Annotated in this window: 26 protein-coding genes, 4 pseudogenes and 3 riboswitches; of the genes and pseudogenes, 11 read left to right on the forward strand and 19 right to left on the reverse strand. The window is 69.0% G+C overall.

Annotated features, from left to right (window positions below):
* The first annotated feature begins 71 nt into the window (after window positions 1-71).
* Entirely contained in the window at window positions 72-482 is a 411-nt protein-coding gene (locus BN4346_RS30725; RefSeq protein ID WP_067970363.1) for a PPW family C-terminal domain-containing PPE protein, read from the forward strand.
* Window positions 483-501: 19 nt separating this feature from the next.
* Here the strand turns inward: BN4346_RS30725 and BN4346_RS30730 are convergent, their stop codons facing one another.
* The 4 genes from BN4346_RS30730 to BN4346_RS30745 are packed head-to-tail and all read right to left on the reverse strand — an operon-like array spanning window position 502 to window position 5,136.
* The gene (locus BN4346_RS30730; protein WP_067970409.1) at window positions 502-1,080 is read right to left on the reverse strand and encodes a DUF7676 family protein; all 579 of its coding nucleotides are present in this window, start codon (window positions 1,078-1,080) and stop codon (window positions 502-504) included.
* A 14-nt stretch (window positions 1,081-1,094) separates the two neighbouring features.
* Window positions 1,095-2,846, reverse strand: coding sequence for an ATP-binding cassette domain-containing protein (locus BN4346_RS30735; RefSeq protein ID WP_067970365.1), 1,752 nt, complete (start codon window positions 2,844-2,846; stop codon window positions 1,095-1,097).
* 53 nt (window positions 2,847-2,899) lie between these two features.
* A complete protein-coding gene (locus BN4346_RS30740) occupies window positions 2,900-3,937 on the reverse strand; it encodes a FecCD family ABC transporter permease (RefSeq protein WP_067970368.1) in 1,038 nt (345 codons plus the stop codon).
* The gene (locus BN4346_RS30745; protein WP_067970371.1) at window positions 3,934-5,136 is read right to left on the reverse strand and encodes an ABC transporter substrate-binding protein; all 1,203 of its coding nucleotides are present in this window, start codon (window positions 5,134-5,136) and stop codon (window positions 3,934-3,936) included. The genes BN4346_RS30740 and BN4346_RS30745 overlap by 4 nt, the downstream gene beginning before the upstream one ends.
* Before the next feature lie 38 nt (window positions 5,137-5,174).
* Window positions 5,175-5,361, reverse strand: a riboswitch (cobalamin riboswitch).
* Window positions 5,362-5,367: 6 nt separating this feature from the next.
* Window positions 5,368-5,478: riboswitch (cobalamin riboswitch) on the forward strand.
* Between the two features lie 29 nt (window positions 5,479-5,507).
* Here BN4346_RS30745 and cobN point away from each other — a divergent pair.
* The 4 genes and pseudogenes from cobN to BN4346_RS48860 all read left to right on the forward strand — a co-directional run bounded on the left by cobN (window position 5,508) and on the right by BN4346_RS48860 (window position 11,574).
* Window positions 5,508-9,089: a cobaltochelatase subunit CobN gene (cobN, locus tag BN4346_RS30750; RefSeq protein ID WP_067970373.1), complete on the forward strand. Its 3,582-nt coding sequence runs from the start codon at window positions 5,508-5,510 to the stop codon at window positions 9,087-9,089.
* Window positions 9,086-9,823, forward strand: a complete 738-nt coding sequence (cobF, locus tag BN4346_RS30755; protein ID WP_067970375.1) for a precorrin-6A synthase (deacetylating) — start codon at window positions 9,086-9,088, stop codon at window positions 9,821-9,823. The genes cobN and cobF overlap by 4 nt, the downstream gene beginning before the upstream one ends.
* Window positions 9,823-11,256: pseudogene (locus BN4346_RS30760) on the forward strand (cobyric acid synthase); the annotation flags it as partial. The gene cobF and the pseudogene BN4346_RS30760, both read left to right, overlap by 1 nt.
* 39 nt (window positions 11,257-11,295) lie before the next feature.
* Window positions 11,296-11,574 carry a precorrin-6A/cobalt-precorrin-6A reductase gene (locus BN4346_RS48860; RefSeq protein ID WP_235653723.1) on the forward strand — a complete coding sequence of 93 codons (279 nt, stop codon included), beginning with the start codon at window positions 11,296-11,298 and terminating at the stop codon, window positions 11,572-11,574.
* A 27-nt stretch (window positions 11,575-11,601) separates the two neighbouring features.
* Here BN4346_RS48860 and BN4346_RS49860 read toward each other — a convergent pair.
* The 3 genes and pseudogenes from BN4346_RS49860 to BN4346_RS30770 form a co-directional block, all read right to left on the reverse strand.
* Window positions 11,602-11,817: pseudogene (locus tag BN4346_RS49860) on the reverse strand (DUF5615 family PIN-like protein); the annotation flags it as partial.
* Window positions 11,818-11,875: 58 nt separating this feature from the next.
* Window positions 11,876-12,508 (reverse strand): NAD(P)-dependent oxidoreductase, encoded by a 633-nt coding sequence (locus tag BN4346_RS30765; protein WP_067970378.1) that lies wholly within the window; start codon window positions 12,506-12,508, stop codon window positions 11,876-11,878.
* A gap of 126 nt (window positions 12,509-12,634) precedes the next feature.
* On the reverse strand, window positions 12,635-13,078 hold the full coding sequence (locus BN4346_RS30770; protein WP_067970382.1) for a MarR family winged helix-turn-helix transcriptional regulator: 444 nt from the start codon (window positions 13,076-13,078) through the stop codon (window positions 12,635-12,637).
* Window positions 13,079-13,199: 121 nt separating this feature from the next.
* Here BN4346_RS30770 and BN4346_RS30775 point away from each other — a divergent pair, with 121 nt between their 5' ends.
* The gene (locus BN4346_RS30775) at window positions 13,200-13,337 is read left to right on the forward strand and encodes a hypothetical protein (protein ID WP_268811475.1); all 138 of its coding nucleotides are present in this window, start codon (window positions 13,200-13,202) and stop codon (window positions 13,335-13,337) included.
* On the opposite strand, the gene BN4346_RS30780 is transcribed toward BN4346_RS30775, so the two are convergent.
* Window positions 13,323-13,769 (reverse strand): hypothetical protein, encoded by a 447-nt coding sequence (locus BN4346_RS30780; protein ID WP_067970385.1) that lies wholly within the window; start codon window positions 13,767-13,769, stop codon window positions 13,323-13,325. The genes BN4346_RS30775 and BN4346_RS30780 overlap by 15 nt on opposite strands.
* A 122-nt stretch (window positions 13,770-13,891) precedes the next feature.
* On the opposite strand from BN4346_RS30780, the gene BN4346_RS30785 reads away from it, so the two are divergent.
* Complete coding sequence (locus BN4346_RS30785; protein ID WP_067970387.1) at window positions 13,892-14,182, forward strand: antibiotic biosynthesis monooxygenase family protein; 291 nt, start codon at window positions 13,892-13,894, stop codon at window positions 14,180-14,182.
* Window positions 14,183-14,203: 21 nt separating this feature from the next.
* On the opposite strand, the gene BN4346_RS30790 is transcribed toward BN4346_RS30785, so the two are convergent.
* Both BN4346_RS30790 and BN4346_RS49865 read right to left on the reverse strand, forming a co-directional pair.
* The gene (locus BN4346_RS30790) at window positions 14,204-15,316 is read right to left on the reverse strand and encodes an NAD(P)/FAD-dependent oxidoreductase (RefSeq protein WP_067970390.1); all 1,113 of its coding nucleotides are present in this window, start codon (window positions 15,314-15,316) and stop codon (window positions 14,204-14,206) included.
* A gap of 58 nt (window positions 15,317-15,374) precedes the next feature.
* A pseudogene (locus BN4346_RS49865) lies at window positions 15,375-15,509 on the reverse strand (FAD-dependent oxidoreductase); the annotation flags it as partial.
* Between the two features lie 231 nt (window positions 15,510-15,740).
* On the opposite strand from BN4346_RS49865, the gene BN4346_RS30800 reads away from it, so the two are divergent.
* Window positions 15,741-16,106, forward strand: a complete 366-nt coding sequence (locus tag BN4346_RS30800; protein WP_067970412.1) for a hypothetical protein — start codon at window positions 15,741-15,743, stop codon at window positions 16,104-16,106.
* Between the two features lie 7 nt (window positions 16,107-16,113).
* On the opposite strand, the gene BN4346_RS48080 is transcribed toward BN4346_RS30800, so the two are convergent.
* The 8 genes and pseudogenes from BN4346_RS48080 to BN4346_RS30825 all read right to left on the reverse strand — a co-directional run.
* Entirely contained in the window at window positions 16,114-16,266 is a 153-nt protein-coding gene (locus BN4346_RS48080) for a hypothetical protein (RefSeq protein ID WP_167666206.1), read from the reverse strand.
* On the reverse strand, window positions 16,244-16,528 hold the full coding sequence (locus BN4346_RS30805; RefSeq protein ID WP_235653575.1) for a hypothetical protein: 285 nt from the start codon (window positions 16,526-16,528) through the stop codon (window positions 16,244-16,246). Before BN4346_RS30805 ends, BN4346_RS48080 begins: the two co-directional genes overlap by 23 nt.
* Window positions 16,529-16,631: 103 nt before the next feature.
* Window positions 16,632-17,579, reverse strand: coding sequence for an adenosylcobinamide-phosphate synthase CbiB (gene cbiB / locus BN4346_RS30810; RefSeq protein ID WP_067970395.1), 948 nt, complete (start codon window positions 17,577-17,579; stop codon window positions 16,632-16,634).
* Window positions 17,576-18,598: an Rv2231c family pyridoxal phosphate-dependent protein CobC gene (gene cobC / locus BN4346_RS48865; protein WP_235653724.1), complete on the reverse strand. Its 1,023-nt coding sequence runs from the start codon at window positions 18,596-18,598 to the stop codon at window positions 17,576-17,578. Before cobC ends, cbiB begins: the two co-directional genes overlap by 4 nt.
* Complete coding sequence (locus BN4346_RS48870) at window positions 18,558-19,922, reverse strand: cobyrinate a,c-diamide synthase (RefSeq protein WP_327344126.1); 1,365 nt, start codon at window positions 19,920-19,922, stop codon at window positions 18,558-18,560. Before BN4346_RS48870 ends, cobC begins: the two co-directional genes overlap by 41 nt.
* Window positions 19,916-20,530: a cob(I)yrinic acid a,c-diamide adenosyltransferase gene (gene cobO, locus BN4346_RS30820; RefSeq protein WP_067970399.1), complete on the reverse strand. Its 615-nt coding sequence runs from the start codon at window positions 20,528-20,530 to the stop codon at window positions 19,916-19,918. The genes BN4346_RS48870 and cobO overlap by 7 nt, the downstream gene beginning before the upstream one ends.
* Complete coding sequence (locus BN4346_RS48875) at window positions 20,530-20,826, reverse strand: vWA domain-containing protein (protein WP_067970402.1); 297 nt, start codon at window positions 20,824-20,826, stop codon at window positions 20,530-20,532. Before BN4346_RS48875 ends, cobO begins: the two co-directional genes overlap by 1 nt.
* Before the next feature lie 26 nt (window positions 20,827-20,852).
* Window positions 20,853-21,677, reverse strand: a pseudogene (locus tag BN4346_RS30825) (ATP-binding protein); the annotation flags it as partial.
* Window positions 21,678-21,702: 25 nt separating this feature from the next.
* Window positions 21,703-21,829: riboswitch (cobalamin riboswitch) on the reverse strand.
* Between the two features lie 46 nt (window positions 21,830-21,875).
* On the opposite strand from BN4346_RS30825, the gene BN4346_RS30830 reads away from it, so the two are divergent.
* From BN4346_RS30830 to cbiT, 3 genes are read left to right on the forward strand one after another with little or no spacing between them, the layout of a single operon-like run.
* Window positions 21,876-22,673 carry a dienelactone hydrolase family protein gene (locus tag BN4346_RS30830; RefSeq protein ID WP_067970405.1) on the forward strand — a complete coding sequence of 266 codons (798 nt, stop codon included), beginning with the start codon at window positions 21,876-21,878 and terminating at the stop codon, window positions 22,671-22,673.
* 2 nt (window positions 22,674-22,675) lie between these two features.
* Window positions 22,676-23,320, forward strand: a complete 645-nt coding sequence (gene cbiE, locus BN4346_RS49695) for a precorrin-6y C5,15-methyltransferase (decarboxylating) subunit CbiE (RefSeq protein WP_327344127.1) — start codon at window positions 22,676-22,678, stop codon at window positions 23,318-23,320.
* A gap of 9 nt (window positions 23,321-23,329) precedes the next feature.
* On the forward strand, window positions 23,330-23,875 hold the full coding sequence (cbiT, locus tag BN4346_RS49700) for a precorrin-6Y C5,15-methyltransferase (decarboxylating) subunit CbiT (protein ID WP_327344884.1): 546 nt from the start codon (window positions 23,330-23,332) through the stop codon (window positions 23,873-23,875).
* On the opposite strand, the gene BN4346_RS30840 is transcribed toward cbiT, so the two are convergent.
* Window positions 23,861-24,338 (reverse strand): SAM-dependent methyltransferase (locus tag BN4346_RS30840; protein ID WP_235653577.1); only part of this gene is annotated, 478 nt, incomplete at its 5' end. The genes cbiT and BN4346_RS30840 overlap by 15 nt on opposite strands.

Genomic DNA, 24,338 nt, shown 5'->3' on the forward strand with positions numbered 1-24,338 from the left:
CATCGTGACCGACGGTGGTCCCGCCGCCCGGCGCGCCGCCGCCGACTCCGGCGGGACCACCGTCGGTCACGATGCCGGCCTACATGTACATGGTCGGCGGCCTGGACATGGGCGCTCGTCGGGGTTCGGGCACCAGCTCGCGCAAGAAGGCGGCGCCGAAACCGGACAGTGCCGCCGCGCCCGCGGAGGAACCGGCCGAGCAGAAGTCCCCGCAGCGGCGCCGGCGCCGGGCCAAGGTCGGGATGCTCGGCCGCGGCTACGAGTACATGGACCTAGAACCGGATCCCGCGCCGGATCCGGTGCCGGAACTTGCCGGAGCGGTCGCCTCGAGTAGGGGCGCGGGATCGCAGGGCTTCGCCGGTGGCACCCACTGGGTGACCAGTGCACGACCGAGCGGACTGACCGCCCTGGCCGACGATGGGTTCGGCGGTGGCGCGGTCAGCCCGATGATGCCCAATACGTGGACGGCCGAACCGGAGTAGCCCTGAGGTCGGCGCCCCGCTACCCGCCGCAGCGGATCCGATTCCCGCCGCGGTCCAGCGGGTCCGGCCCCAAGCCTAGATACTTGTCGCGCAGCTTGTCCCACAACTCCAGCTGGCCCCACTCGGGCTCGTCGCGCATCTGCTGGTCGTTGGTGAGGAACGGGTTCGGCAGCATCACCGTCATCATCTGCTCGTCGCGCCCGTTGTAGAGCCGCACGCCCCACGACTGCGGGTTGCCGTCCTTGCCGATTCGGCGGTACAGCTCGGCCCGGCTGCAACGGCGAATCCGTCCCAGCTCCGAGCCGCTGGCCCGGTGCTTGCCGATACACAGGTGAAAGTGCCAGCGGCCGAAATCGATGGTGGCGTAGCCGTCGAGCATGGCGATCTTGCGTGGCGCGTTGGGGGCGGCCACCTCCCAGGCCGCGCCCTCCATGATGATGCCGAACCAGATCTCGTCCCAGTACTCGTCGAAGCACAGGTGCAGCAGCTCCAGCAGGCTCTGCTGATCGGTCGGCAGCGGCCAGCGTTGTTCGCGACCGCGGTCTTCGGTGTCGACGATCGGGGGATCGGCGACGACGGTTCCGGTGTTCTCGGTCATGGGAATCCCTTCCTTCATGGGTTCAGGCGAACCTCGGGTTTGTGGGTCAGTGCGCAGTCACCGCACAGCCCGCCGCCGGGCGTGCGATAGAACAGGCAACAGCTGGTCCGCTGACAATCTGTGCTGGAATCGCTGAAACAAACTGTGCCGCTCAGATATTCGTTCTCACACAAGCTGCGGGCGAGTTCCCAGCTCGGTTCGGCAGCAAGATTTCCACCGTGATGCCAGCACAGCGCGCGGGCGGCACCCAGGGCGGCGGAGGCGGCGTTTCCGTCCAGCAGGCGCTGCGAGATCGGACCGAGCCGTCGCACCGCGGCGGCCAACGGCTGCAGGTGTTCGGCCATGACCATGTCGGCCAGCATCGGCTCCAGACTCTCCGCCGACGATCCCTGCCAGGCCACCGGATTCGGCAGGTGCAGCCGAACGCTGCCGCTGCATTCGGCGTACCAGAGCTGATCGGGATCCAGATCGACCAGCAGCTTGTGTTCGGCGAGCCCGCCCAGCCCGATCGACCACAGTCGCGCGGCATACCCGAGGTAGAAGGTGGACACCGCCACGCGAAGATCCGATGCCCCGATACGGTCCTGCACGCCGGCAACCACGCCCGCGAGCAGGTCGGGGTCGGTGTAGAGCCGTGTCACCGGGCGCCAGTGGGCGTCGTCGGCGGTCCCGGTCGAGACCGCGAAATAGGAACTGACAGCGGATAACTCGGCCAGCGTCGCGATCGTCCGTTCCGGGGAGACGCAGCGGTGTGAGGTCGCGGGCAGGGTACGCAGCCGGTGCGGCAGGTCGCGCAGTGCAATGCGCTGGTTGCCGGTTGCGGTACGCAGCGTGATGGCAGCGGGATCGGTTGCCGTGAGCACGATTTCGCCCGCATCGTCGATATTCCAGCCCTCCCGGGACAGCACCCGGGTCAATGCCGAGCGCAACGGCTCGTCGGCGTCGACCCGGGCGGTGCGTGCCGCACGATCGCTGTCGGTTCGGGTACTGAGCTCGAACATGCCGCTGGCCGGGTCGAAATGCAGGGTGTCGTTGCCGAACATGTCCCCGATGCGTCCGGACAACATCAGCTCTTCGCCGACGGTGTCCGTGAGGGTGCCCGCCGGATCCATCAGCCACACCCGGTCGGCCACCCGCAGCGCCAGTTCCAGATCGTGGGTGCTCAGCACCACCGCCAACTGCTGGTCGCGGGCGAGCTCGCGCAGCAGCCCGAATAGTGCGGCCCGCGACGACACATCGAGGAACGCGGTCGGTTCGTCGAGGATCAGCAGGCCCGGCTGCTGGGCCAGCGCCCGCGCGGTCAGGACCCGCTGGCATTCGCCGTCGGACAGTTCGGTAGCCGGCCGCGACGCCAGATGCTGGGCGCCGGTCGCCGCCAGCGCCCAGTCGATGATCTCCTCGTCGACCGGGCGCAGCCGGGCACCCAGACCCAGGTGCGGGATGCGGCCCAGCCCGACCAGTTCGCGCGCCGACAGCAAGCCCGGGTCGACACGTTCGGTCAGCACCACCGCGACTCGGCGGGCCAGCTCGTCGCGGGGCAGCGCGGTCAGGTCGGCGCCGTCCAGCAGAACACGTCCGCCCAGCGCGGGCTGCAACCCGGCCAGCGTGCGGATCAGGGTGGACTTGCCGGCACCGTTGGGCCCGATCAGCACGGTCAGCTCGCCGCGGCGGGCCTGAGCGGCCAGCCCGGCCGCCACCGTCACCGGCCGGCGCCGGCCGCGGTAGCCGATAGCCAGGTCGGCGAGTTCGACAGCTGCCGGCGTCATGCGGCGGTCCCAGCTTCGCCTCTCCTCCGTCGAGCCTCGCTGAACCGCCGGCGTCATGACGGCAACCCCGATCCGCGACGGGCCCGCAACAGTACGGCGATCACCACCGGCGCCCCGACCAGTGCGGTGACCGCATTGATCGGGATGACCAGGTCGCTGCCGGGCACCTGGCTGACGATGCCGCAGCCCAATGCGGCGACCGCGCCCAGCAAGACCACCGCCGGGACCACCACCCGGTGGTCGGAGGTGCCGACCACGATGCGGGCCACGTGCGGCACCACCAGCCCGAGGAACGCGATCGGTCCGCAGAACGCGGTCGTCACACCCGCCAGCAGCGACGCCGAGATGACCGTGACGACCCGGGCCCGGTGCACGTGGATGCCCATCGTCGCCGCGTAACTCTCGCCGAGCAGCAGGGCATTGAGCGGCCGAATCGTCATCGCCGCGGTCAACAGCCCGACCGCCACCAGCGGCAGCAGCAGCCCCAAATCGGCCCAACCGGTTGCGGCGAAGCTGCCCAGGCCCCACAGCAGGTACTGCTGCACCCGCTGCGGATCGGAGTACACCATCGCCAGACTCACCAGCGCCGTGCTGGCCGCGCCGATCATCACGCCGATCAGCAGCAGCGTCGCCGCCGACCGGGTCCAGCGCGACAGCACCAGCACCAGCGTGAGCATGGCCGCTGCCCCCAGGGCCGCCGCGATCACTTCCGCGGCGCGGCTGGCGCCGGCCACCGCGGTGGTGAAACCGCCGGCCGCGCCCCCGAGCAGCACCACCACCGCGACGCCGAGGCTGGCCCCGGAGCTCACGCCCAGAATATAGGGATCGGCGAGGGTGTTGCGGAACAGGGTTTGCAGCTGCAGGCCGGCGACCCCGAGGGCGGACCCGGCGGCCAGCGCCGTCAGCACCCGTGGCAACCGCATGTTCCACACGATCACCTGCCAGCGCGGGTCGGAAGGTTCGGCGCCGAACAGCACCTGCACGGTGTCGAGCACCGGTACCCGCACCGGGCCGAGCGCCAATCCCAGCACCGCCAGCAGGACCACCGCGGCGGCTAGCGCGGTCAACACCAGGGCGATACGCGGCTTCACCGCGGCACCCGCCGGTAGAACTCGAACGCGTGGTCGGCGGCGAGCTCGGGATGCAGGATCGCGACCAGGTCGCCGAGCAGCAGTTCCGGTCGCGCGGTGCCGCGTTCCCAATAGAGGTTGCCGCCGCCGGGTGTCATCGCCTGGGTCGCCGACCACACATGGCCGGTCCGCAGCGCGGTCAGCTCGCCGTAGCGGCTGTCGCGGGCCACCGCGTCGCCCAGGGTTTGCCAGTTGTCGGTGACCAGCCAGACCGGCGCCGTGCCGGCACGGGCGTACACCGACTCGAAGTTCAGTTGCCGGCTCTCGGCGCCGGTGTCCGACAGCCAGGGGTAGGTGCCTCCGGCGTCGGCGACCAGGCGCCCCGAGTAGCTGTCACCGGTGGGCATTGACCAGCTGCCCGAGTACATGGTGCCGACCAAGACTTCGACGGGCTTCACTGTTGCGGCTTGAGCAGCCAGGGCGTGATAGCGGTCGCGGATGTCCTGGTAGGCCTGCGCGGCTTGACGTTCGGTCCCGGTCAACGCGGCGAACACCTTGATCCACTCGGCCCGGCCCAGCGGTGTGGGTTCCAGCCATTCGGCGTCGGCCAGCACCGGCGTGCCGGCTTCGCGCAGCTTGGGATAGCCGGGATCGTCGATGCCCTCGGTGACCAGCAGGTCGGGGCCCGCGCCGATCACGCGCTCGATATTGAGCTGCCCGCCGGGGGCGTAGCCGATGGTCTCACCGGTCTCGATGCGCGTGCGGATCTGCGGGTCGGCGACGGCGGCCGGGCTCGCCACTCCGGTGACCACGCCGGCTTGGCCCAGTTCGGTGATCATCGCCAGATGCGTCGTCGAGCCCGAGTAGAGGCTGTGCACCGGGACGGTGATCCGCTGGGCGTGGGCCAGCTCGCCGGTCAGCGCCGGTGCGGGCGCACCGCAGCGCACCAGCACCCACGACACCGGCTGGCCGCCGAGGTAGGGCCGTTTGACGGTCAGGATCTGGTAGCTGCCGTGGTAGGTGATGGTGAAGTTGGTGGCCTCGGTCAGCGTGGACTTGTCCGGAAAGTAGTCGGCGGCCGGATCGAAGTCGGTGATGCAGCCGGCACGCGCTTGCAGTGTGCGGGAAGCGGATTCGCCAGAGCAGCCGGCCAACGCCATTGTCAGCGTCAAGGCCAGTGCTACCAGGAGCGCAGGAATTACCCGCAGCGCACGGAGCATGGGCGTGAGTCAGCTTCCTCGGGGTACACCGCCCCGGTACGCAGGACGCGTTGACGTGAGTCTCCTGGCTCTCGGATCACTACTCGCCTCGCCTTCCAACCCCACACGTGGCGGGCCGTGGCTGATGAGGGTCGCTCCCCGATGACAGTGGCGGGACCGCGCCGGATTTGCACCGGCTTCCTCAATCGTCATCGCCTTACCGGCGACATTGTTGCACGCCCTGCTGGGTTAGGCTGGCCGCCGTCTCGCGGCGTCAGGAACCCGGTGCAAATCCGGGGCGGTTCCGCCACTGTGAGGGGTCGCGTGCCCCCAGCCAGATACGGCCACGAGACGTCCGACGACGAGGGGCGAGAACCCCGAGGAGGCCCCTGATGGCTGATGCACGCCGTATCGCGTTGCTGTCCACTTCCGACACCGACCTGCTGTCCGCCCGGGCCAGCGGCGCGGCATACCGGCTCGGTAACCCGGCACGCCACGACATCGAACCGCTGGTGCGCGGCGCCGATGTCGTAGTGCTGCGCATCCTGGGGTCGTCGGCGGAGATCGCCGACGAACTCAAGGCGCTGCGCGCGACCGGCCTGCCGCTGGTGGTGCTCGGCGGGGAGCGCTCGCCCAACGCCGAGCTGATGGAGTGCTCCACGGTGCCGATCGGCCTGGCCGCGCAGGCGCACGCCTACCTGGCCGAGGGCGGGCCGGCCAACCTGGCTCAGCTGCACGCGTTTCTGTGCGACACGGTGCTGCTCACCGGGGAGGGCTTCGAGGAGCCGGCGGTGATCCCGGAGTGGGGGTACGGCCAGCGAGACGCGGTCGAGGCTCCCGACGCGGTGCGGATCGGGGTGCTGTACTACCGGGCCCACGAGGTCAGCGGCAATGCCGGCTTCGCGCACGCCTTGGCCGACGCGATCGATACCACCGGCCGGGCGGTCGGGGTCCCGATCTTCGCCGCCTCGCTGCGGAACGCCGCCGACGAACTCTTCGCCGCGCTGGGGCAGCTCGACGCGGTGGTGGTCTGCATGCTGGCAGCCGGCGGGGCGATGAACGCCACCGCCGGTGTCAGTGCCGGCGACGACGACGGCGCGTGGGACATCGAACGGATCGCGGCGTTGGACATCCCGGTGTTCCAGGGACTGTGCCTGGCGTCGTCGCGCGCGGACTGGGAGGCCAACGACGACGGCGTCAGCCCGCTGGACTCGGCCACCCAGATCGCCATCCCGGAATTCGACGGACGGATCATCACCGTCCCGTTCTCCTTCAAGGAGATCGACGACGACGGGCTGCCGCACTACGCCGCCGACCCCGAGCGTTGCAGTCGGGTGGCCGGAGTCGCGGTGAATCACGCTGTGCTGCGGCGTATCCCGAATGCTCAGAAGAAGCTGGCGCTGGTGCTGTCGGCCTATCCCACCAAGCACTCCCGGGTGGGCAACGCCGTCGGTCTGGACACCCCGGTGTCGGCGGTGCGGCTGCTGCAGCGGCTGGCCGACGAGGGTTACGACGTCGGGGACGGCTTCGGAGTGCTGGACGTTGCTGACGAGACCGAGGCCGGGGACCGGTTGATCCACACCCTGATCGAGGCCGGCGGTCAGGACGAAGACTGGCTGTCCGCAGAGCAACTGACCGGAGCGCAGGTACGCGTCACCACCGATGAGTATCTGTCCTGGACCGCCGAGCTGCCCGACAGCCTGCGCGACGCCATGACGACGGCGTGGGGTCCGGCGCCGGGCAAGTTGTTCGTCAACGATGCCGGCGAGATCGTGCTGGCCGCACTACAATCCGGCAATATCGTGCTGATGATCCAGCCGCCCCGCGGATTCGGCGAGAACCCGGTGGCGATCTACCACGACCCGGAGCTTCCGCCGAGCCACCACTATCTGGCCGCCTACCGTTGGCTGGCACATGGTTTCGGGGCGCACGCGGTGATCCACCTGGGCAAGCACGGGTCGATGGAATGGCTGCCCGGCAAAACCGCGGCGTTGTCTTCCGCCTGCGCCACCGACGCGATGATCGCCGACCTGCCGCTGATCTACCCGTTCCTGGTCAACGACCCCGGCGAGGGCGCCCAGGCCAAACGGCGGGCGCACGCCACCATCGTCGACCACTTGATTCCGCCGATGGCACGCGCGGAGTCCTACGGCGACATCGCGCGCCTCGAGCAGCTGCTCGACGAGTACGGCAACATCGCGTCCATGGACCCGGCCAAGCTGCCGGCGATCCGCGGTGAGATCTGGAACCTGATGCGGGCCGCGGAGATGCACCGCGACCTGGGGCTGGATGAGCGGCCCGAGGATGAAGAGTTCGACGACTTCCTGCTGCACGTCGACGGCTGGCTCTGTGAGATCAAAGATGCCCAGATCCGTGACGGGTTGCACGTGCTCGGCGGCGCCCCAGTCGGCCCGGAGCGGGTGAACCTGGTGCTGGCGATCCTGCGCGCCCCGCAGGTGTGGGGCGGGGTGGACCACGCGGTGCCCGGCCTGCGGGCCGCGCTGGGGCTCAAGGACGACGCCGCTGCCGCTGTCGTCGACGAGATCGAGGGCCGCGCCCGGCAACTGGTCGAAGCCATGGAGGCGACCGGTTGGGAGACCGGCCTTGCCGACACCCTGCATCCCGACCCCGAAGTCTGTCGGGTGCTGAGATTCGCTGCCACCGAGGTGGTTCCGCGATTGGCCGGCACGTCGGCCGAACTGGACGCGGTGTTGCACGCGCTGGCCGGCGGATTCGTGCGGCCAGGGCCGTCCGGTTCGCCGTTGCGCGGGCTGGTCAACGTGCTGCCCACCGGTCGCAACTTCTACACCGTGGACCCCCGCGCGGTGCCGTCCCGGCTGGCGTGGCAGACCGGGCAGGCGATGGCCGACTCGCTGGTGCGGCGCTACCTCGACGACACCGGCGGCTACCCGGAATCGGTCGGGCTCTCGGTGTGGGGCACCTCGGCGATGCGCACCTCCGGCGACGACGTCGCCGAAGTGCTCGCCCTGCTCGGCGTGCGTCCCGAGTGGGATGAGGCGTCCCGGCGGGTGTCCGGGCTGGCAGTCATCTCACCCGAGGAGCTCGGCCGCCCCAGAATCGACGTGACCGTGCGTATCTCGGGATTCTTCCGGGACGCCTTCCCGCACGTGGTGTCGATGCTCGACGACGCGGTGCAGATGGTCGCGACCCTCGACGAGCCCGACGAGGCGAACTTCGTGGCCGCGCACGCCCGTGCCGACCTGGCCGAACACGGGGATCTGCGCCGCGCCACCACCCGCATCTTCGGGTCGGCGCCCGGCTCCTACGGGGCGGGAATCCTGCAGGTGATCGAATCCGGGACGTGGCGTGACGACAAGGACCTGGCCGAGGTCTACACCACCTGGGGCGGGTTCGCCTACGGTCGCGGATTGGGGGGTGCGCCGGCTGCGGACGATATGCGCACCAACTACCGCCGGATCAAGGTGGCCGCCAAGAACATCGACACCCGCGAGCATGACATCGCCGACTCCGATGATTACTTCGTCTATCACGGCGGCATGATCGCAACCGTGCGCGCGCTGACCGGAGCCGACCCGAAAGCCTATGTGGGCGACTCGACCTCGCCGGATGCCATCCGCACCCGCACGCTGGCCGAAGAGACCGCCCGGGTGTTCCGGGCCCGGGTGGTCAACCCGCGCTGGATCTCCGCGATGCGCCGGCACGGCTACAAGGGTGCGTTCGAACTGGCCGCTACCGTCGACTATCTGTTCGGGTTCGACGCCACCGCCGGCGTCGTGCACGACTGGATGTACGAAAAGCTCGCGGCCGAGTACGTCTTGGACCCCCAGACCCGCGAGTTCCTGGACAAATCCAACCCGTGGGCGCTGCAGGGCATCGTGGAGCGGCTCCAGGAGGCCGCTGACCGTGGCCTGTGGGAGCACCCCGACCCGGAGACCATGGCGGCATTGCGGCAGGCTTACCTGGACGTGGAAGGCGACCTGGAGGACCGGTGAAAGTTTGGATTCTCGGAATCGGTATGGGACCTGCGCACGTCACCGCCGAGGTCGCCGACGCACTGCGATCGGCCGACTACGTCGTGGCACCCGAGAAATCCTCCGACGACGCACTGGTGGCATTGCGGCGGGCCGTCGTCGACACCTACGCCCCCTCGACACCGATCGTCACGGTCGCCGACCCCGCCCGCGACCGCTCCCCGGGGCTGAGTGAGCCGGGCTACGCCCGCGCCGTGGCCGACTGGCATGCGGCCAGGGCGCAGCGCTACGCCGAGGTGCTGCGGGCCCGCGGCGGCACGGCCGCCTTCCTGGTCTGGGGCGACCCGGCGCTGTACGACTCGAACGTCCGCATCGTCGAGCAGGTGAAAGATCTTGGGGTGGAACTGGATTACGACGTTCTTCCCGGTATCAGCGCGCCACAGCTGCTGGCGGCCCGGCACCGGATCGTGCTGCACCCGGTCGGCCGGCCGGTGCACATCACCACCGGCCGGCGACTGGCCGAGGCGGTCGACGATGGCCAGGACAACATCGTCGCGATGCTCAACAGCGAACTGGCGGACCTGACCGGCCTGGCGGATTGGACCATCTGGTGGGGCGCCAACCTCGGCGCGGTAGGGGAGCGTCTGGTCAGCGGCCGGGTTGGTGACGTCGTTGACGAGATCGTCGCCGCGCGCAGTGCTGCGAAAGCCGACGCGGGTTGGGTGATGGACATCTTCCTGGTGCGGCGTACCTGATGGCGGGCGTTCTGATCGCCGGAACCACCAGCGACGCCGGTAAGACCGTGGTGGCGACCGGAGTGTGCCGGGCGCTGGCTCGCCGCGGCGTGCGGGTGGCGCCGTACAAGGCGCAGAATATGTCGAACAACTCCATGGTGTGTGTCGATGCCGACGGTGTGGCGACGGAAATCGGTCGGGCGCAATGGATTCAGGCCTGCGCCGCGCGCGTCGACCCGGAGCCGGCGATGAATCCGGTGCTGCTCAAGCCCGGCAGTGACCAGCAAAGTCACGTGGTGCTCATGGGCCGGCCCTGGGGGACCCTGTCGTCGTCGAACTGGATGCACGGCCGAGCAGAGCTGGCTGCGGCCGCGCACAGTGCTTACGACGACCTCGCCGCGCGCTACGACGTGATCGTCGCCGAGGGGGCGGGCAGCCCGACCGAGATCAATTTGCGTGCCGGCGATTACGTGAACATGGGCCTGGCGCGCCACGCCGGACTGCCGGTGGTGGTGGTCGGTGATGTCGACCGTGGCGGGGTGTTCGCGGCGTTCTTCGGCACCGTCGCGCTGCTGTCGAGCGAGGATCAGGCGCTGGTGGCGGGGTTCATCGTGAACAAGTTCCGCGGGCAGCTGCGGTTGCTCGAACCCGGCCTGGCCGACCTGGAACGCGTCACCGGTAGGCGAGTGTTCGGCACCCTGCCGTGGCACCCGGAGCTGTGGCTGGACTCCGAGGATGCGCTCGACCTGGACGGTCGGCGCTCAGCGCGCACCGGGGCGCGGCGGGTCGCGGTGATCCGGTTGCCACGGATCAGTAATTTCACCGACCTGGACGCCCTCGGGCTCGAACCCGATCTGGATGTGGTGTTCGCCGCCGATCCGCGTGGGGTGTCCGACGCCGATCTGGTCGTGCTGCCCGGAACCCGGGCAACCATCAGCGATCTGGCCTGGCTGCGTTCGCGGGGAATCGATTCCGCGATCGCCGCGCATGCCGCCGCGGGCAAGCCCGTACTAGGGATCTGCGGGGGCTTTCAGATGCTGGGCCGGATGATCCGCGATCCCGAGGGAATCGAGGGAGCGCCCGGCGAGGTGGCCGGGCTGGGCCTGCTGGACGTCGAAACACGTTTTGCCGCCGACAAGGTCCTGCGCCTGTCCGACGGCGGCTACGAGATCCACCACGGCCGGATCAGCCGGGGGGATGTTGTCGATGCCTTTCCCGGCGGTGTCCGCGCCGGCCAGGTTTTCGGCACCATGCGGCACGGGTGTTTGGAAGTCGACGCGTTGCGTGCGGCATTCCTGGCCGAAACCCTCGGGCTGGCGCCGTCGCAAGTGTCCTTTCCCGCCGCCCGGGAACGCCGCCTCGACCTGCTCGGGGATCTGATCGAAGAGCACCTGGACGTCGACGCCCTGCTGGAGCTGGCGGGCGGCGGGCCACCGCCGGGGCTGCCGTTCCTACACCTGCCGGCGCTGGCGGACGCGACCGTGCTGGCGCGGGTGGTCGAGCCGCCGTCGATCGACCTGCCGCCCAGCTGGTCGGTGATCCGGGACCGGGGCCCCTACGCGCTGCCCGGCGAACTCGCGCTGCTGCGCGAGCACCAGGCCGACGTCGTCGTCACGAAAGACTCCGGGGGCGAATACACCTGGCCGAAGATGCTGGCCGCCGAGGAACTCGGCCTGCCGGTGGTCATCGTGCGCCGCCCGGCCCGGCCGCTCGGTGCGGCAACTGTGCATGACGTCGACGAGGCGGCGGCGTGGGTCTTGCGGCCATGGTGACCGGGTAGCCACCCGAATAGCGTTGCCCTGCAGGCGCGATGTATGGGTGCCGATTAGTGCCGGTGAACCGCCGTCCGGCAGGACCATCTCGGCGAAATCCCGGTCCTTGGTCACAAATACAGCATCGTGCTCGCAGCAGGCACATCGCCAGAGATCGCGAACCGACGTATCCGGCGATGTCATGTCCCATACGTGCTGCGCGATGTGACCGTGGTCTACACGTAGTCGGGCGAGTGCAGGCATGGGCCGGGCGGGAAGTGATGGGACGCCAGTAGCCACCGCCGGCGTAGGGTTCGGCGACCTATTTGGTGTCGATGACGATCACGGTCTGACGGACGAACGTGCCTTGCACGGCGGAGTGGAGGAGGAACTGAGCTACGTTTGTGCGCGAGGTCGAGGGAAAGATCGGCAATTTCGTGGCGTCGTCGAGGGTGACCGCCGTGTAGCGGGTGATGTCCTTGTCGTTCAACGCTCCGGGGTATTCGAGGGTCCACTTCAGATCGCTAGCCCTCAAGAGCACTTCCGACGCCGCTTTGTCCGCGTAGGTCTTCCGAAGCACGGTTCGGAAGATCGGGCGGACGAGGAACGAGGCTTTGGCCAGAGAGTCGCCGACTCCGAACGCGGACACGACGATGAAACGGTCGACGCCCGACGTTTTCGACGATGCGATGACGGCACGGACGGTATCGGTGATCAGGGTTGGCGTTTGGCGAGCACTTTTCACTCCGAGCGTGCTGATGATCGCGTCGTGGCCTTGGGTTGCAGCCGCGATCACGGCGGGGTCGGTGACGTCGCCGCTGACAATCTGAGCGCGCGAGTCGACGATGGCGTCGTCCCTGCGAACGAGGGCAGTGACCTGGTGCCCCTGGTCGAGTGCCTTCTTGACGAAGAGGACGCCGGTGCGGCCGGTTGCTCCAAGGACGAGAAATTTCATGACATTTCGCTTCCGCTACGTGCTTGTCCATCGCGACCGATTCGTGAGGATCACAGTCGATAATAGTCAATAAAACTGACTAATGTCAAGACGGCCGATGCCGAGACGAAGTTGAACCTGCTGTGTCTATCGCGCGTAGGGGTCGGTGATCTCGCGGAGTTGGTCCAGGATTTGGTGCAACAACGTGAAGTTGCGGGTGCCCAGGTAGGCCTTCCACTCCGAGAGGATGTCGTCGATCGTCGCGCGGGCCACCTCGACCGCCTGCAGGCCACGTCCGTCGATGAGAATCAACCGTGCGCGGCCGTCGGTGGGATCGGGGGCCCGACGTACGTAGCCCAGGCGTTCCAACTGATCAACCAGCACGCCGGCGCTCTGTTTGCTCATCTGCGCCTGATCGGCCAGGTCCGTGAGGCGCGAGCCTTCCGGGGCGATGCGCTGGAATACCCGGCACTGGGCGAGGGTCCAGTCGTCGAACCCGGCATTCTGGAGGGCCCGGAATGTCCGGTCCTCCATGTACCGGTATGGGATGAACAACGACACGCCTAGGTCCGCCCGCTGGTCGTCGTCCATGCTGTCTCGGCTCCGTTCGCTCGCCCTCTGTCACTCCGCACCGCTAAACGATTGTAGTAAATACAGCTGACTAGTTCGACGACGGGCAGGGGATGGGTAGCACCACGACATCAACATCAAGTTGGCGAGGTATGCCTGGCCGAAGATGCTGGCCGCCGAGGAACTCGGCCTGCCGGTGGTGATCGTGCGCCGCCCGGCGGGCGTGACCACGGTGAACGACGTCGTGCGCGTGTTGGCCTGGGTGCTAACCGGCGACTGAGGCGAGCTGCAGAGCGGCACCCGCGGTCAGCAGTCCGGCGACCTTCACCACCTCCAGTCCGGTGTAGGCGTAGTGGGCGCGGGAGCGCGCGATGATCCCGCCGGTCGGGGCGGTCTGCGCGGCCAGCACCGCGTCCGAGCGGCGGCGCAGCCGGGGCCGGACCACCAGTATCTGCAAGGTCAGCACCGCCACCGCAATGCAGACCCCGGCCAGCGAAATCGGTCCTGGGCGGCTGATGGCCACCGCCAACACCACCACCGCCGCCAGCACGACCTCCACCGCGTTCAGGGCCCGGAACACCAGCCGGCCGATTCCCAGCCCCAGCGGGACGGTGATGCCCGGCGCTCGGAACTTCAGTGGCGCTTCCAGGAACGAAATCGCCAGCACCATGCCCAACCAGGCAAAGACGACTGCCGCGGCGAGCGCGCTCATCCCATCACCTCCGGAGATATCTGTGTCTGTCAGTCGCAGGTAACCTATCTGTGTCATTCGGTAACAGACAAGAGTCTTTAGGCGGTAATCCTGGCCACACGTCGTCGGGCAGACTGGCAGCCGTGATTGTGGAACATGGAGTACTGCCCATCCGGCCGGGTAGCGAAGCCGATTTCGAAGCAGCATTCGCCAAGGCACGGCCGCTGATCTCCGCCCAGCCCGGATTCCTCGGGATTTCGATGTCCCGGTCGGTCGAGTCGCCGAACCTTTACCTGCTGCTGGTGCAGTGGGAGAACATTGAGGCGCACACCGAGGGGTTCCGGAAGTCGCCGGAATTCGAACAGTGGCGCGCGCTGTTGCACGGTTTCTACGAATCACCGCCGGTGATCGAGCATTTCGTGAGTATCGACTGAGGAGATGCGGCGGAGAGGCTTTTAGTCGGTCGCCAACGCTGCCCGTGAACCAAGGCGGGTGCGGAGCTTGTCGAACTCTGTGCCAAATTGTGCGCCGATTTCGGCCAGGGTTGTCCGTCGTTGGTCCGGGTGGTTGCGCAGTGTCGTGTATGCCGCAGCCGCTAGTCGTGGCGGGGTGAACAGTTTGGTGGACGGCAGATCGCGGTTCATCACTTTCAGTAGCGTCTCCGCACCTTTCGGGTCAGCCGCTATTCGCCTGATGACTTCGGCGACCGGCGGTGAAGCCGCCCCTGGCGGTGCCATCTGCATCGCAAACCAGTACATGTCATAAGAATCGCGGTCCCGCTGTTGCCACCACTGTTTCAGTGCGACATCTTGTGCTGACGCAGACCCAGCTGAGGCGCTGATGGCCATCGACAGCGACTCGGCTTGGCAGAGCGCGTCGGAGATTCCCTGCCCCGGAGAGAAGTCCTTGAAATGCCCGGCATCACCGACGAGTGCCCAGCCCGGCCCGGCGGACTCTCGAAAGTAACTGTGCCAGTTAGCCATGACTCGAAGAGGACCGTCACGGTCAGTGTCACGGACGATGCTTTCGAGTTCAGGCCACTGACGAAGTGCATTGCGGTAGTTGGCTTCTCGGTCACGGTTGAAGGCATCGATCTCGCGATGATCGACACCGACAGCGGCCATATAGAGGCCAGAGTCCGTCGGACTAGCCAGGAAAGACAAATTGCCCCGGCGTCCGATACGCAGGCGCGGCTCCTGTGGGCCCGTCGCGAAATACCCCCACACCGGCATACGCCCGCCCGGCACTACCAGATACTTACGAGCGCCAACGGACTTCGCCACCACCGAGCCCCGGCCGTCGGCACCCACGACCAAAGCAGCATCAATGGGTCCCTCGACGGTGTCGATGCCGTTCACGCGTGATCCCGATGTGCGGGTCCCGGCAACCCGGCATCCGGTCCGCACGTCAACCCCGACGTTCCCCGCCACCTTCAGTAGTGCGTGGTCGAGGATCGTGCGGCGCGCATTCAGGCCAAGATGGGAAAACGCATGGCCGAGGGCGCCGTCGAGACGCACGTCGTCGATCACCAAACTGAAGGAGTCCAGTTGGGTGGCATCGTGCGCCAAGTACCGACTCCAGCGCGCCGAGATCGGCGAGGATCGCCACGCCGCGGGGTTGGATCACATGGGTTGACGGCGTCTCGCTCGGAAACGTGGCCTTGTCGAGCAGGCACACCCGCATGCCCGCCCGCGCCAAGTAGATGGCGAGCGCTGAACCTGCACACCGGGCACCGACTACGGCAACGTCAAATGAGTCCATCGACGACCTCCGCGCCCACTCATCCCCGACGGCTGAACTCACCCTCGGTAACGCTACGTTGGGCTGCGGTCTTACATGCTGCTCTTGCCGTCACTTCGCCGGCGAGTTGACCGAAGACACGGCGAAAGAATTTGCCCGCCAGATCGGGCGGCATCGGTGGCAGCAAGAGCAGTGCGGTTCTGCTCGCGTGCCGCCACCCAACTGGGGATCAATCCCGTAGCATCGCGACCCATGGTTCGCCATGCCTACGCCCACGATGCGGTCGTGGTGCTAGAACCCGGCGGCAGTCCAAACGCGCCCGGAGGCGCCATCACCAAAGCGCTCTGTGGTAGCTGGGATCACCAGCCGCCGTGCTCACTTGCGCCACATCACGTCGCCAACCACGTCGTCGGCGACAACGTCACGCTGCGGGTGCTGTTCGCGTCCGAAGCCGCCGACGAGCCTCGCGTCCGACGCCTTATTGGCGAAGCGCTTGGCGCGGGGGAACTGCTTGGCCTCGACGGTTTGGTCACACGGTGGCAGGTGAAATCTGTGACTCCCGGCCAGGTCCGGACGAACGAGGAAAGCCATGTCGCCGAACTGATCGCCCACGGCTGACCCGCGATCAGGACTCGGCGAGTTCCTTGACCCTGGGGTCGACTGGCCGGCCGGTAACTTTGCTGGCCGCCACAGCGGCGCGGGCTGCTGCCTTGCGGACATCGAGGTCGCTCATGTAGTCCCGACGCCCCGAGGACTCAGGCTTCTCTTCGGCTGCCATGGCTGCCCTCCTTGCCTGTATCGGCCAAAGCCGCGTATTCCGCGATCACCTGAACGATGTCTCCGTCATCGACGGTTACCAGTCTAGACCGCATCAGCGTGGCCAGGAGAGACCAGCCGAGACCGGCCTTGCTGTTGCTCTCGTCGAACGTTCTCTCAAAAGCCCACGCGGTGCGCCGCCACCATTCGCTGCGCCGGTCCGCCCGATTCTTCTGCTGCCAGGTGACGATGACGCCGATGGTCGCCAGACTGCCGACGATCAACGTTACCCAGAGCAGACGTTAATTCCAGCGGGACTTCCGGGCGGCCACGAAAGTCCTTGTCAGGCCCGCGCCTGTGAGTGAAATCGCGACTGTGGATCAAGCCTCAAACGTCATCGACAAAGCCGCGAACCTCTCCGGCCCCGAAGCACCCCACCACCGCAGTGAGCATCGCACCGACCCCCACCCGTTGTGCCAGCCGCGTCGTCCGCGGAATGTCGGACGGCGCAGGCGCCCGACCGTAGCCCATCCGCGCGCGATCTTCACGCCGATTTCCGTAGTAAGTGTTGACCCCGCCGAGCTGCAGCCCCAGCGCCCCGGCGAAGGCGGCCTCGACCACCCCGGCATTGGGACTGGGATGGTGGCGGGCGTCGCGGTGCCACGCCCGCAGCGCGCCGGCCGGATCGGGGCCCAGGGCGGCGGCCAGGGCCCCGCTCAACCGGGCGGCCGGCAATCCCAGCAGGTCATCCAATCGGGCTGCCGCCCAGCCGAATCGGTCGTAGCGGGCGTTGCGGTGCCCGATCATGGCGTCCAGCGTGTTGGCGGCGCGGTGCGCGACCAGACCGGGAACACCGGCCACCGCACCCCACACGAACGACGCCACCACGGCATCGGAGGTGTTCTCCGCCACGGATTCGACCACGGCACGCGCGACCTCGTCGGGTCCTAGCGCGGTCGTGTCACGCCCGACCAGGTTGCGCACCCGGGACCGGGCGGAGTCCAGGTCGCCGGCAGCTAGGAAGGCGTGCACGGTGTCCGCTTCGCGTTCCAGGGACCGACCGCCGAGCACCGCCCAGGTGACGGCGGCGGTCAGTGCCGTGCGTGCCAACGGATTCCGGGTTGCCTGTTCACCGGCGTAGGCCAGCCCGACGGCGCCACCGACCAGTATCAGAACGTGCGCGACCCCGCTTGCCCGGGTGTCGCGGTAGATCCGCCGCTCCAACGCCTGCGCGCACGTCCCGAATCCGGCAACCGGATGCAGTCGCCGCGGATCACCCCAGGCGCGGTCGGCCGCGTAGCCCAACGCCAGCCCGAACGCCCGGGCCGCAATCACCGCCGCGTCCGGTCCAGCACGGCCAGCAGCTGATCGGTCACGTCCGGGGGCCGCACCGCGATCCGCACCCAGCTGTCATCCAGGCCCGGAAAGGTATCGGCACGTCGCACGGCAATACCGTTCTCGCGCAACGCTGTATGCACCCCGTGGCCGACCTGGGCCAGCACGAACGGCGCCACACCGGCCACGAGCCGCACCCCACGTGCGGCCAGGCCGTCGTCCAAATACGCTCGCCAGGACGCCAATTGCTGAGCTCGGCAGTCACTTTCGCGCACCGCCCGCTCATCCGAACAGGACAGCATGGCGGCCAGCGCCGAGGCGGACACCGACCAGGGGATCTGCAGTCGTGCCGCGTCGGCGAGCAGCGCGGGATCGCCGAGCAGGTATCCGGCGCGCACTCCGGGTATGGACCAGTGCTTGGTCAGGCTGCGGCTCACCAACAGCCCCGGATGCCGCTGCCCGGACAGGGTTTCCGGCTCACCGGGGATCGCATCGAGAAACGCCTCGTCGACCAGCACCACCCGGCCGGGACGCAGCAGCCCACGCAACACGTCCGCCGCATGCAATACCCCGGTGGGATTGGTCGGGTTGCCGACGACGACGAGGTCGGCGTCTTCGGGTACAGCGTCGGGGTGCAGCGCGAACCCGTCATCGGCCCGGCACAGCACCGTACCGACGGTGTGTCCGGCGGCGGTCAGCGCGGCATGCGGCCCGGTGTACTGCGGATGCACCACCACCGGGGATCGCCACGGGCGCATTCGAGCCACCAGGTCGAAGGCCTCCGACGCGCCCGCAGTGGGCAGCACCTCCGCGGCGGTGAGACCGTGCCGGGCGGCCAACGCGGCGCGGGCCGCCGATGCCTCGGGGTACGCCACGGCGTCATCGAGGGAGGCATGCAGGGCGCGCTCGAGCCAGTCCGGGCGTGGCCCGGCGTAGACGTTGACCGCGAAGTCGAGCAGCCCCGGCCCAGCCTCGACATCACCGTGATGGTGCAGGTCCGGGCCGCTGAAACCGTGCACCGCGTCGGCGAACCGTTGTGCCAGTGCGGGATGTCCGGCCCAATGGGTGTGCAGGTAGGACGCATGCAGACTGGTCGAGGCAAAGCCGTCCGGACCGTGGGGAAGCTCCCAGGCCGCATCGACGGGGTGGTCGAAAACGACCTGGGTGCGGTGGAATTCGTGCCCGGTGACCCGCTGTCCCGCCCGAGTCAGCAGATTGTCGGCCGCCGCCGTGGCCTCCCGATAGCCCAGCGTCAGGCGCGGCGTCACCGCCGCCCGGCAGCGCCCCGACCCCGGCGTCCTCCCCCACCCGGCGGCACAGGTACGCCAGCCCGCCGCACTCGGCGACGGTCGGCACTCCTGCCTCGATCGCCGCCCGCAGCGCACCCAACAGTGCGGTGTTGGCCCCCAAGTGTTCTGCGTAGACCTCCGGGAACCCGCCGCCCAAGTAGATCCCGGCGGCGCCGGCCGGCAGACACGTGTCGGTCAGCGGGTCGAAGCTGACCACCTCGCAGCCGGCGGCGCGCAGCAGCTCGAACGTCTCGGTGTATCCGAACGTGAATGCCCGTCCCGCGGCGACGGCCACCACCGGCCGGCGCGCAGAAGCGGCGCTGACCTCGGTAGCCGAATCCCAAGCGCCCCCGGTCAATTCCGGAGCGTGACGCGCCAACGCCAGCACCGCGTCCAAGTCCACATGCTGTTCCAGCAGCCCGGCGAGTCGCGCCGTCATGGCGGCCGACTCGTCGCGCTCGGCCGCCGGCACCAGGCCGAGATGCCGCGACGGTGTCTGCACGTCCGCATCGCGGGGCAACACCCCGAGCACGGGAATGCCGCTGGGGCGCAACGCGGCAATGACTTCATCGGCGTGCCGTGCGCTGCCGGCCTTGTTGAGCACCACCCCGGCGATGCGCACCGCCGGATCGAAACCGGCCAGGCCCGTCACGACCGCCGCATGCGTTCGGGAGGCGTGCGAGACGTCGACGACCAGCACCACCGGCGTTGCCGTCAACGCCGCGACGTGGGCAGTGGAGGCCTCCCCGTCGGTGCCCAGGCGCCCGTCGAAAAGTCCCATCACGCCTTCGATCACGGCGACATCCGCGCCCGCGGCGCCGTGCAGCAGCAAGGGCACGATCCGGTCGGCGCCGACCAGATACGGATCCAGGTTGCGGGCCGGCCGCCCGGTGGCCAGTGCGTGGTAACTGGGGTCGATGTAGTCCGGGCCGACTTTGTGTCCGCTGACCTGTAGGCCGCGCGCGGACAGCGCCGCCATCACCCCGACTGCGACCGTGGTCTTGCCGTGTCCGGATGCCGGCGCGGCAATGACAACCCTTGGGAGCCTTACCATTCGATGCCGCGCTGGCCTTTCTGGCCGGCGTCCATCGGGTGTTTAATGTTGGTCATCTCGGTGACCAGGTCGGCGATCTCGATCAGCCGCGGATCGGCGCGCCGGCCGGTGATGACGACGTGCTGGTGGCCCGGACGGTTGGCCAAGGTCGCGACGACGTCGTCGACGTCCACCCAGCCCCAACCCATCGGGTAGGTGAACTCGTCGAGGATGTACAGGTCGTGGGTCTGCGCCGCCAGGCGTTCCTTGATCTGGGCCCAGCCCTCGGCGGCATCTCCGGCGTGATCCTCGACGCCGCCGGCCTTGCGGCTCCACGACCAGCCCGAGCCCATCTTGTGCCACTGCACCGGGCCGCCCTCACCGGTCTCGATGTGCAGTGCGCCCAGGCGCTCGAGCACGGTCTGTTCGCCGACCCGCCATTTCGCGGATTTCACGAACTGGAAGACCCCGATGTTGAAGCCCTGATTCCAGGCTCGCAGTGCCAATCCAAATGCGGCCGTGGACTTTCCCTTGCCGTCGCCGGTGTGCACCATCAGCAGCGGCCGGTTGCGACGTTGGCGGGTGGTCAGGTTGTCGTCGGGCACCGTCAACGGTTGTCCCTGCGGCATCAGGCGGCTCCTCTTCCGGTGGCATCGCGGACGACGTCGGTCAGTGCCTCGGCACTGACCTGCGGCAGCGGGACGTATTCGGCCCGCAAGTGCTCGGCCAGCGTCCGGGCCAACCCGAGTCGCATCCGGCCGTTCTCGCAATCCACCACGACCGCCGAATATCCCTGAGAGGCAAGTTGGTCGGCGGCAAGCAGGGACCGCTCGACCGGGTCGGCGCCGGCGGTGGCCCGGCCATCGGTCAACACCACCAGCAGCGGACGGCACGCGGGCTCGCGCAGTCGCTCCCGGCGGATCACCTCGGCGGCCTCCAGCAGGCCCTCGGGCAGATCTCACCGATCTTGACCAGCGCAGCGTCGGTCAGCGCCACCTGCGGCAGCAGTTCCTGGGCTTGACGGATCCGGGCCCGCAGCCGGTCTTGCGCCGCGGCGTATGTCGCGCCGAAACCGGCCGGGTCGGCGTCGAACGCCAGCCGCCGCCGTACCGCCTCGGCGCGCAGCACCGGATCACGCGGGGCAGACACCTCGACGGTCAAGCCGAACCGGTCGAGCAGTTGGGGGCGCAGTTCGCCCTCCTCGGGATTCATCGTCCCGATGATCACGAAACGCGCGGCGTGGGTGACCGACACCGAGTCGCGCTCCACGGTCAGCCGCCCCATCGCCGCGGCGTCCAGCAGTAGATCCACCAGGTGATCGGCCAGCAGGTTGACCTCGTCGACGTAGAGGATGCCGCGATTGGCGCGCGCCAACAGCCCCGGCTCGAAGTCGACGGCGCCGGTACTGAGCGCGCGCTCCAGGTGGATGGAGCCCACCACCCGGTCCTCGGTGGCGCCGACCGGCAGCTCCACCAGCCGCACTGGGCGGGTCTCGACAGCGGCGTCGCTGGGGAACGAGCCGTCGGGGGAGAGCGGGTTGGGCTCAGCGGGATCGGAAGAGAACCGGTCGCCGGCCACCACGTCGATGGGCGGCAAGACCTGGGCGAGCGCACGGACCAGCGTCGACTTGGCGGTGCCCTTCTCGCCGCGAATCAGCACCCCGCCGATACCGGGGGAGATCGCGCTCAGGACAAGCGCCAGCGCCATGTCGTCGAGGCCGCCCGGGGCATCCGGGTCGCCGCCGAGGACAGCGGGAAAGGGGTACAGCTGTTGCATTGAGGCTCCGCTCGTGTGGCCAACGCTGTGTCGGCGACGCGAAGCCGGTATTCGGACTGACCGTGGCGCACCGAAATGCCCCGCGGAACACCGTAGCGGGCCTGCGTCGGAGTCACACCGACTTCCCTGGCGCTTCGCGCCGATACCCTAACACTCATGGCGTAGGACGCCGCTCTCGGCGAAAGGACTAAAGGACCGATGACCGCACCCGAAGCAGACCTGACCGGATGGGTCGCCGAGCCGTTCACCGGCGGCGGATTCACCCACGACGTGTACCGCAAGGGCCAGGGCCCCGGCGTGGTGTTGATCCCGGAGATCCCGGGGGTGCACCCCGGGGTGCTGGCGTTGGGAAATCATCTGGTGGACAACGGGTTCACCGTGGCGATTCCTTCGCTGTTCGGTGAGCCGGGTAAGGCGATCACGCCCGGCTACGCGCTGACCACGGCCGCCCGGGCCTGCGTGACCCGGGAGTTCGCCGCGTTCGCCACCGATAAGCCACGGCCGGTCACCCAGTTCCTGCGGGCGCTGGCCCGCGACCTCAACGAGAAGACGCCCGGCAAGGGCGTCGGGGTGATCGGTCAGTGCTTCACCGGCGGTTTCGCGCTGGCTGCGGCCGTCGACGACGCGGTGCTCGCCCCGGTGCTCAGCCAACCGTCGGTGCCGATAGCGCTGACGCTGAAGCAGCGCCGTGACCCGGGGCTCTCGGAGGTCGAGTTGGGCGTGGTCGCTGAGCGGGCCGCCAACGACGGCCTGTGCGCTCTCGGCCTGCGGTTCAGCGAGGACAAGATGGCCCCCGGTGACCGCTTCGCGACGCTCAAAGCGCGGCTCGGGGACGCTTTCGAGGTGATCGAGATCGATTCCTCGCCGGGCAACCCGCACGGTCTGTCCCGGACGGCGCACTCGGTGCTCACCGACCAGGTCCGGGAGGTCGACGGCCACCCCGCCTACGAGGCCCGCAAGCGGGTGGTGGAATTCCTCACCGAGCGCCTGACATAGCGGTGCCCCACGCCGAACGCATTGTCGTCGTCGGTATCGGCGCCGACGGCTGGGCCGGGCTGGGGGAGCCGGCGCGGGAGACCGTGCTGGCGGCCGACATCGTGATCGGCGGGCCGCGCCACCTGGACCTGCTGCCCGCGCTCGAAAGCCAACAGCGCCACAGCTGGCCCTCACCGCTGCGTGCCGGGTTGCCCGCGCTGCTCGACGGGCTGGCCGGGCAGCGGGTGGTGGCGCTGGCCTCGGGTGATCCGCTGCTGTCGGGTGTGGGCAGCACGCTGATCGAGCTGTTCGGAGCCGAGCGGGTCACGGTGATCCCGGCGGTCTCGTCGGTCATGCTGGCCCGGGCCCGGTTGGGCTGGCCCGCGGAGTCCGCCGCGGTGATCAGGTCTGCCGACGTGCACGCGGTGCTGCGGGAGTTGGCACCGGGCCGGCGGGTGCTGGTGCTGTCGTCCGACGAGACCACTCCGGGGCAGCTGGCCGCTCTGCTGACCGAGCGCGGCTACGGAGCGAGCCGGATGGTGGTGCTCGGCGATCTCGGCGGAGCGGCCGAAACGAGAGTGGAGACCACCGTGGCCACCTTCGCCGGAGCGGCCCCGCGGCTCAATATCGTCGCCCTGGAACTGGCCGGGCCGCCGGCGTCCGGTTAGGCGGCCGGTCTGCCCGATGACGCCTACGACCACGACGGGCAGCTCACCAAACGTGACCTGCGGGCCGCCGCGCTGGCTCGACTGTCTCCGGCCCCCGGGCAGCTGCTGTGGGATGTCGGTGCGGGCGCCGGTTCGGTGGGCATCGAGTGGATGCGCGCTCATCCGACCTGCCGAGCCGTCGCTGTCGAGGCGAACGGCACCAGGGCGCAACGCATTTCGGACAACGCCTGCAACCTCGGTGTGCCCGCGTTGCAGGTGGTCCACGGCGCGGCCCCGCAGGTGTTGGCGGACCTGCCCGCCCCGGATGCGGTGTTCATCGGCGGTGGCCTGAGCCGGGCCGGGGTGCTGGCGGCCTGCCTGGCAGCCCTGGCGCCGGGCGGCCGGCTGGTGGCCCACGGCGTCACGCTGGAGACCGAGGCGCTGCTGGCGGCGGCCTACCGCGAACACGGCGGCGAGCTGACCCGCATCCAGGTCGAGCACGCCGCACCGCTGGGATCCTTCACCGGCTGGACGCCGGCCCGGGCGGTCACCCAGTGGGCGTTAACCCGGTCCTGAACGGTCCCGTGCCGGGTCATAGAGATGGCTCTGGCCGGCGCACGGATCGGGCAGATCGGCTAGCGCCCGGCCGACCAGGATGACCGCCGCCGACCGCAGGCCCGCCGCCTCGACCGCATCGGCGATGTCGGTGATCGTCCCGCGCAGCACCAGCTCCTGCGGCTGCGACGCGCGAGAGACCACCGCGACCGGGCAGTCCCCGCCGTACCCGGGCGCCAGTTCGGCCATCAGTGCCCGGATGCGGGTGATCGCCAGGTGCAACACCAGCGTGGCTTGCGTCGCGGCGAACGCGGCGAGCGCTTCGCGTTGCGGCATCGCGGTGGAGGCGGCTTGCGTACGGGTCAACACCACCGACTGCGTCACCAGCGGCCCCGTGAGCTCACGGCCGAGCACCGCCGCTGCCGCCGCATACGCCGGCACTCCGGGCGTCACCTCCCACCGCACCCCGGCGGCATCGAGGCGG

This window comes from Mycolicibacter icosiumassiliensis (genome assembly GCF_900078685.2).
GTDB lineage: Bacteria > Actinomycetota > Actinomycetes > Mycobacteriales > Mycobacteriaceae > Mycobacterium > Mycobacterium icosiumassiliensis.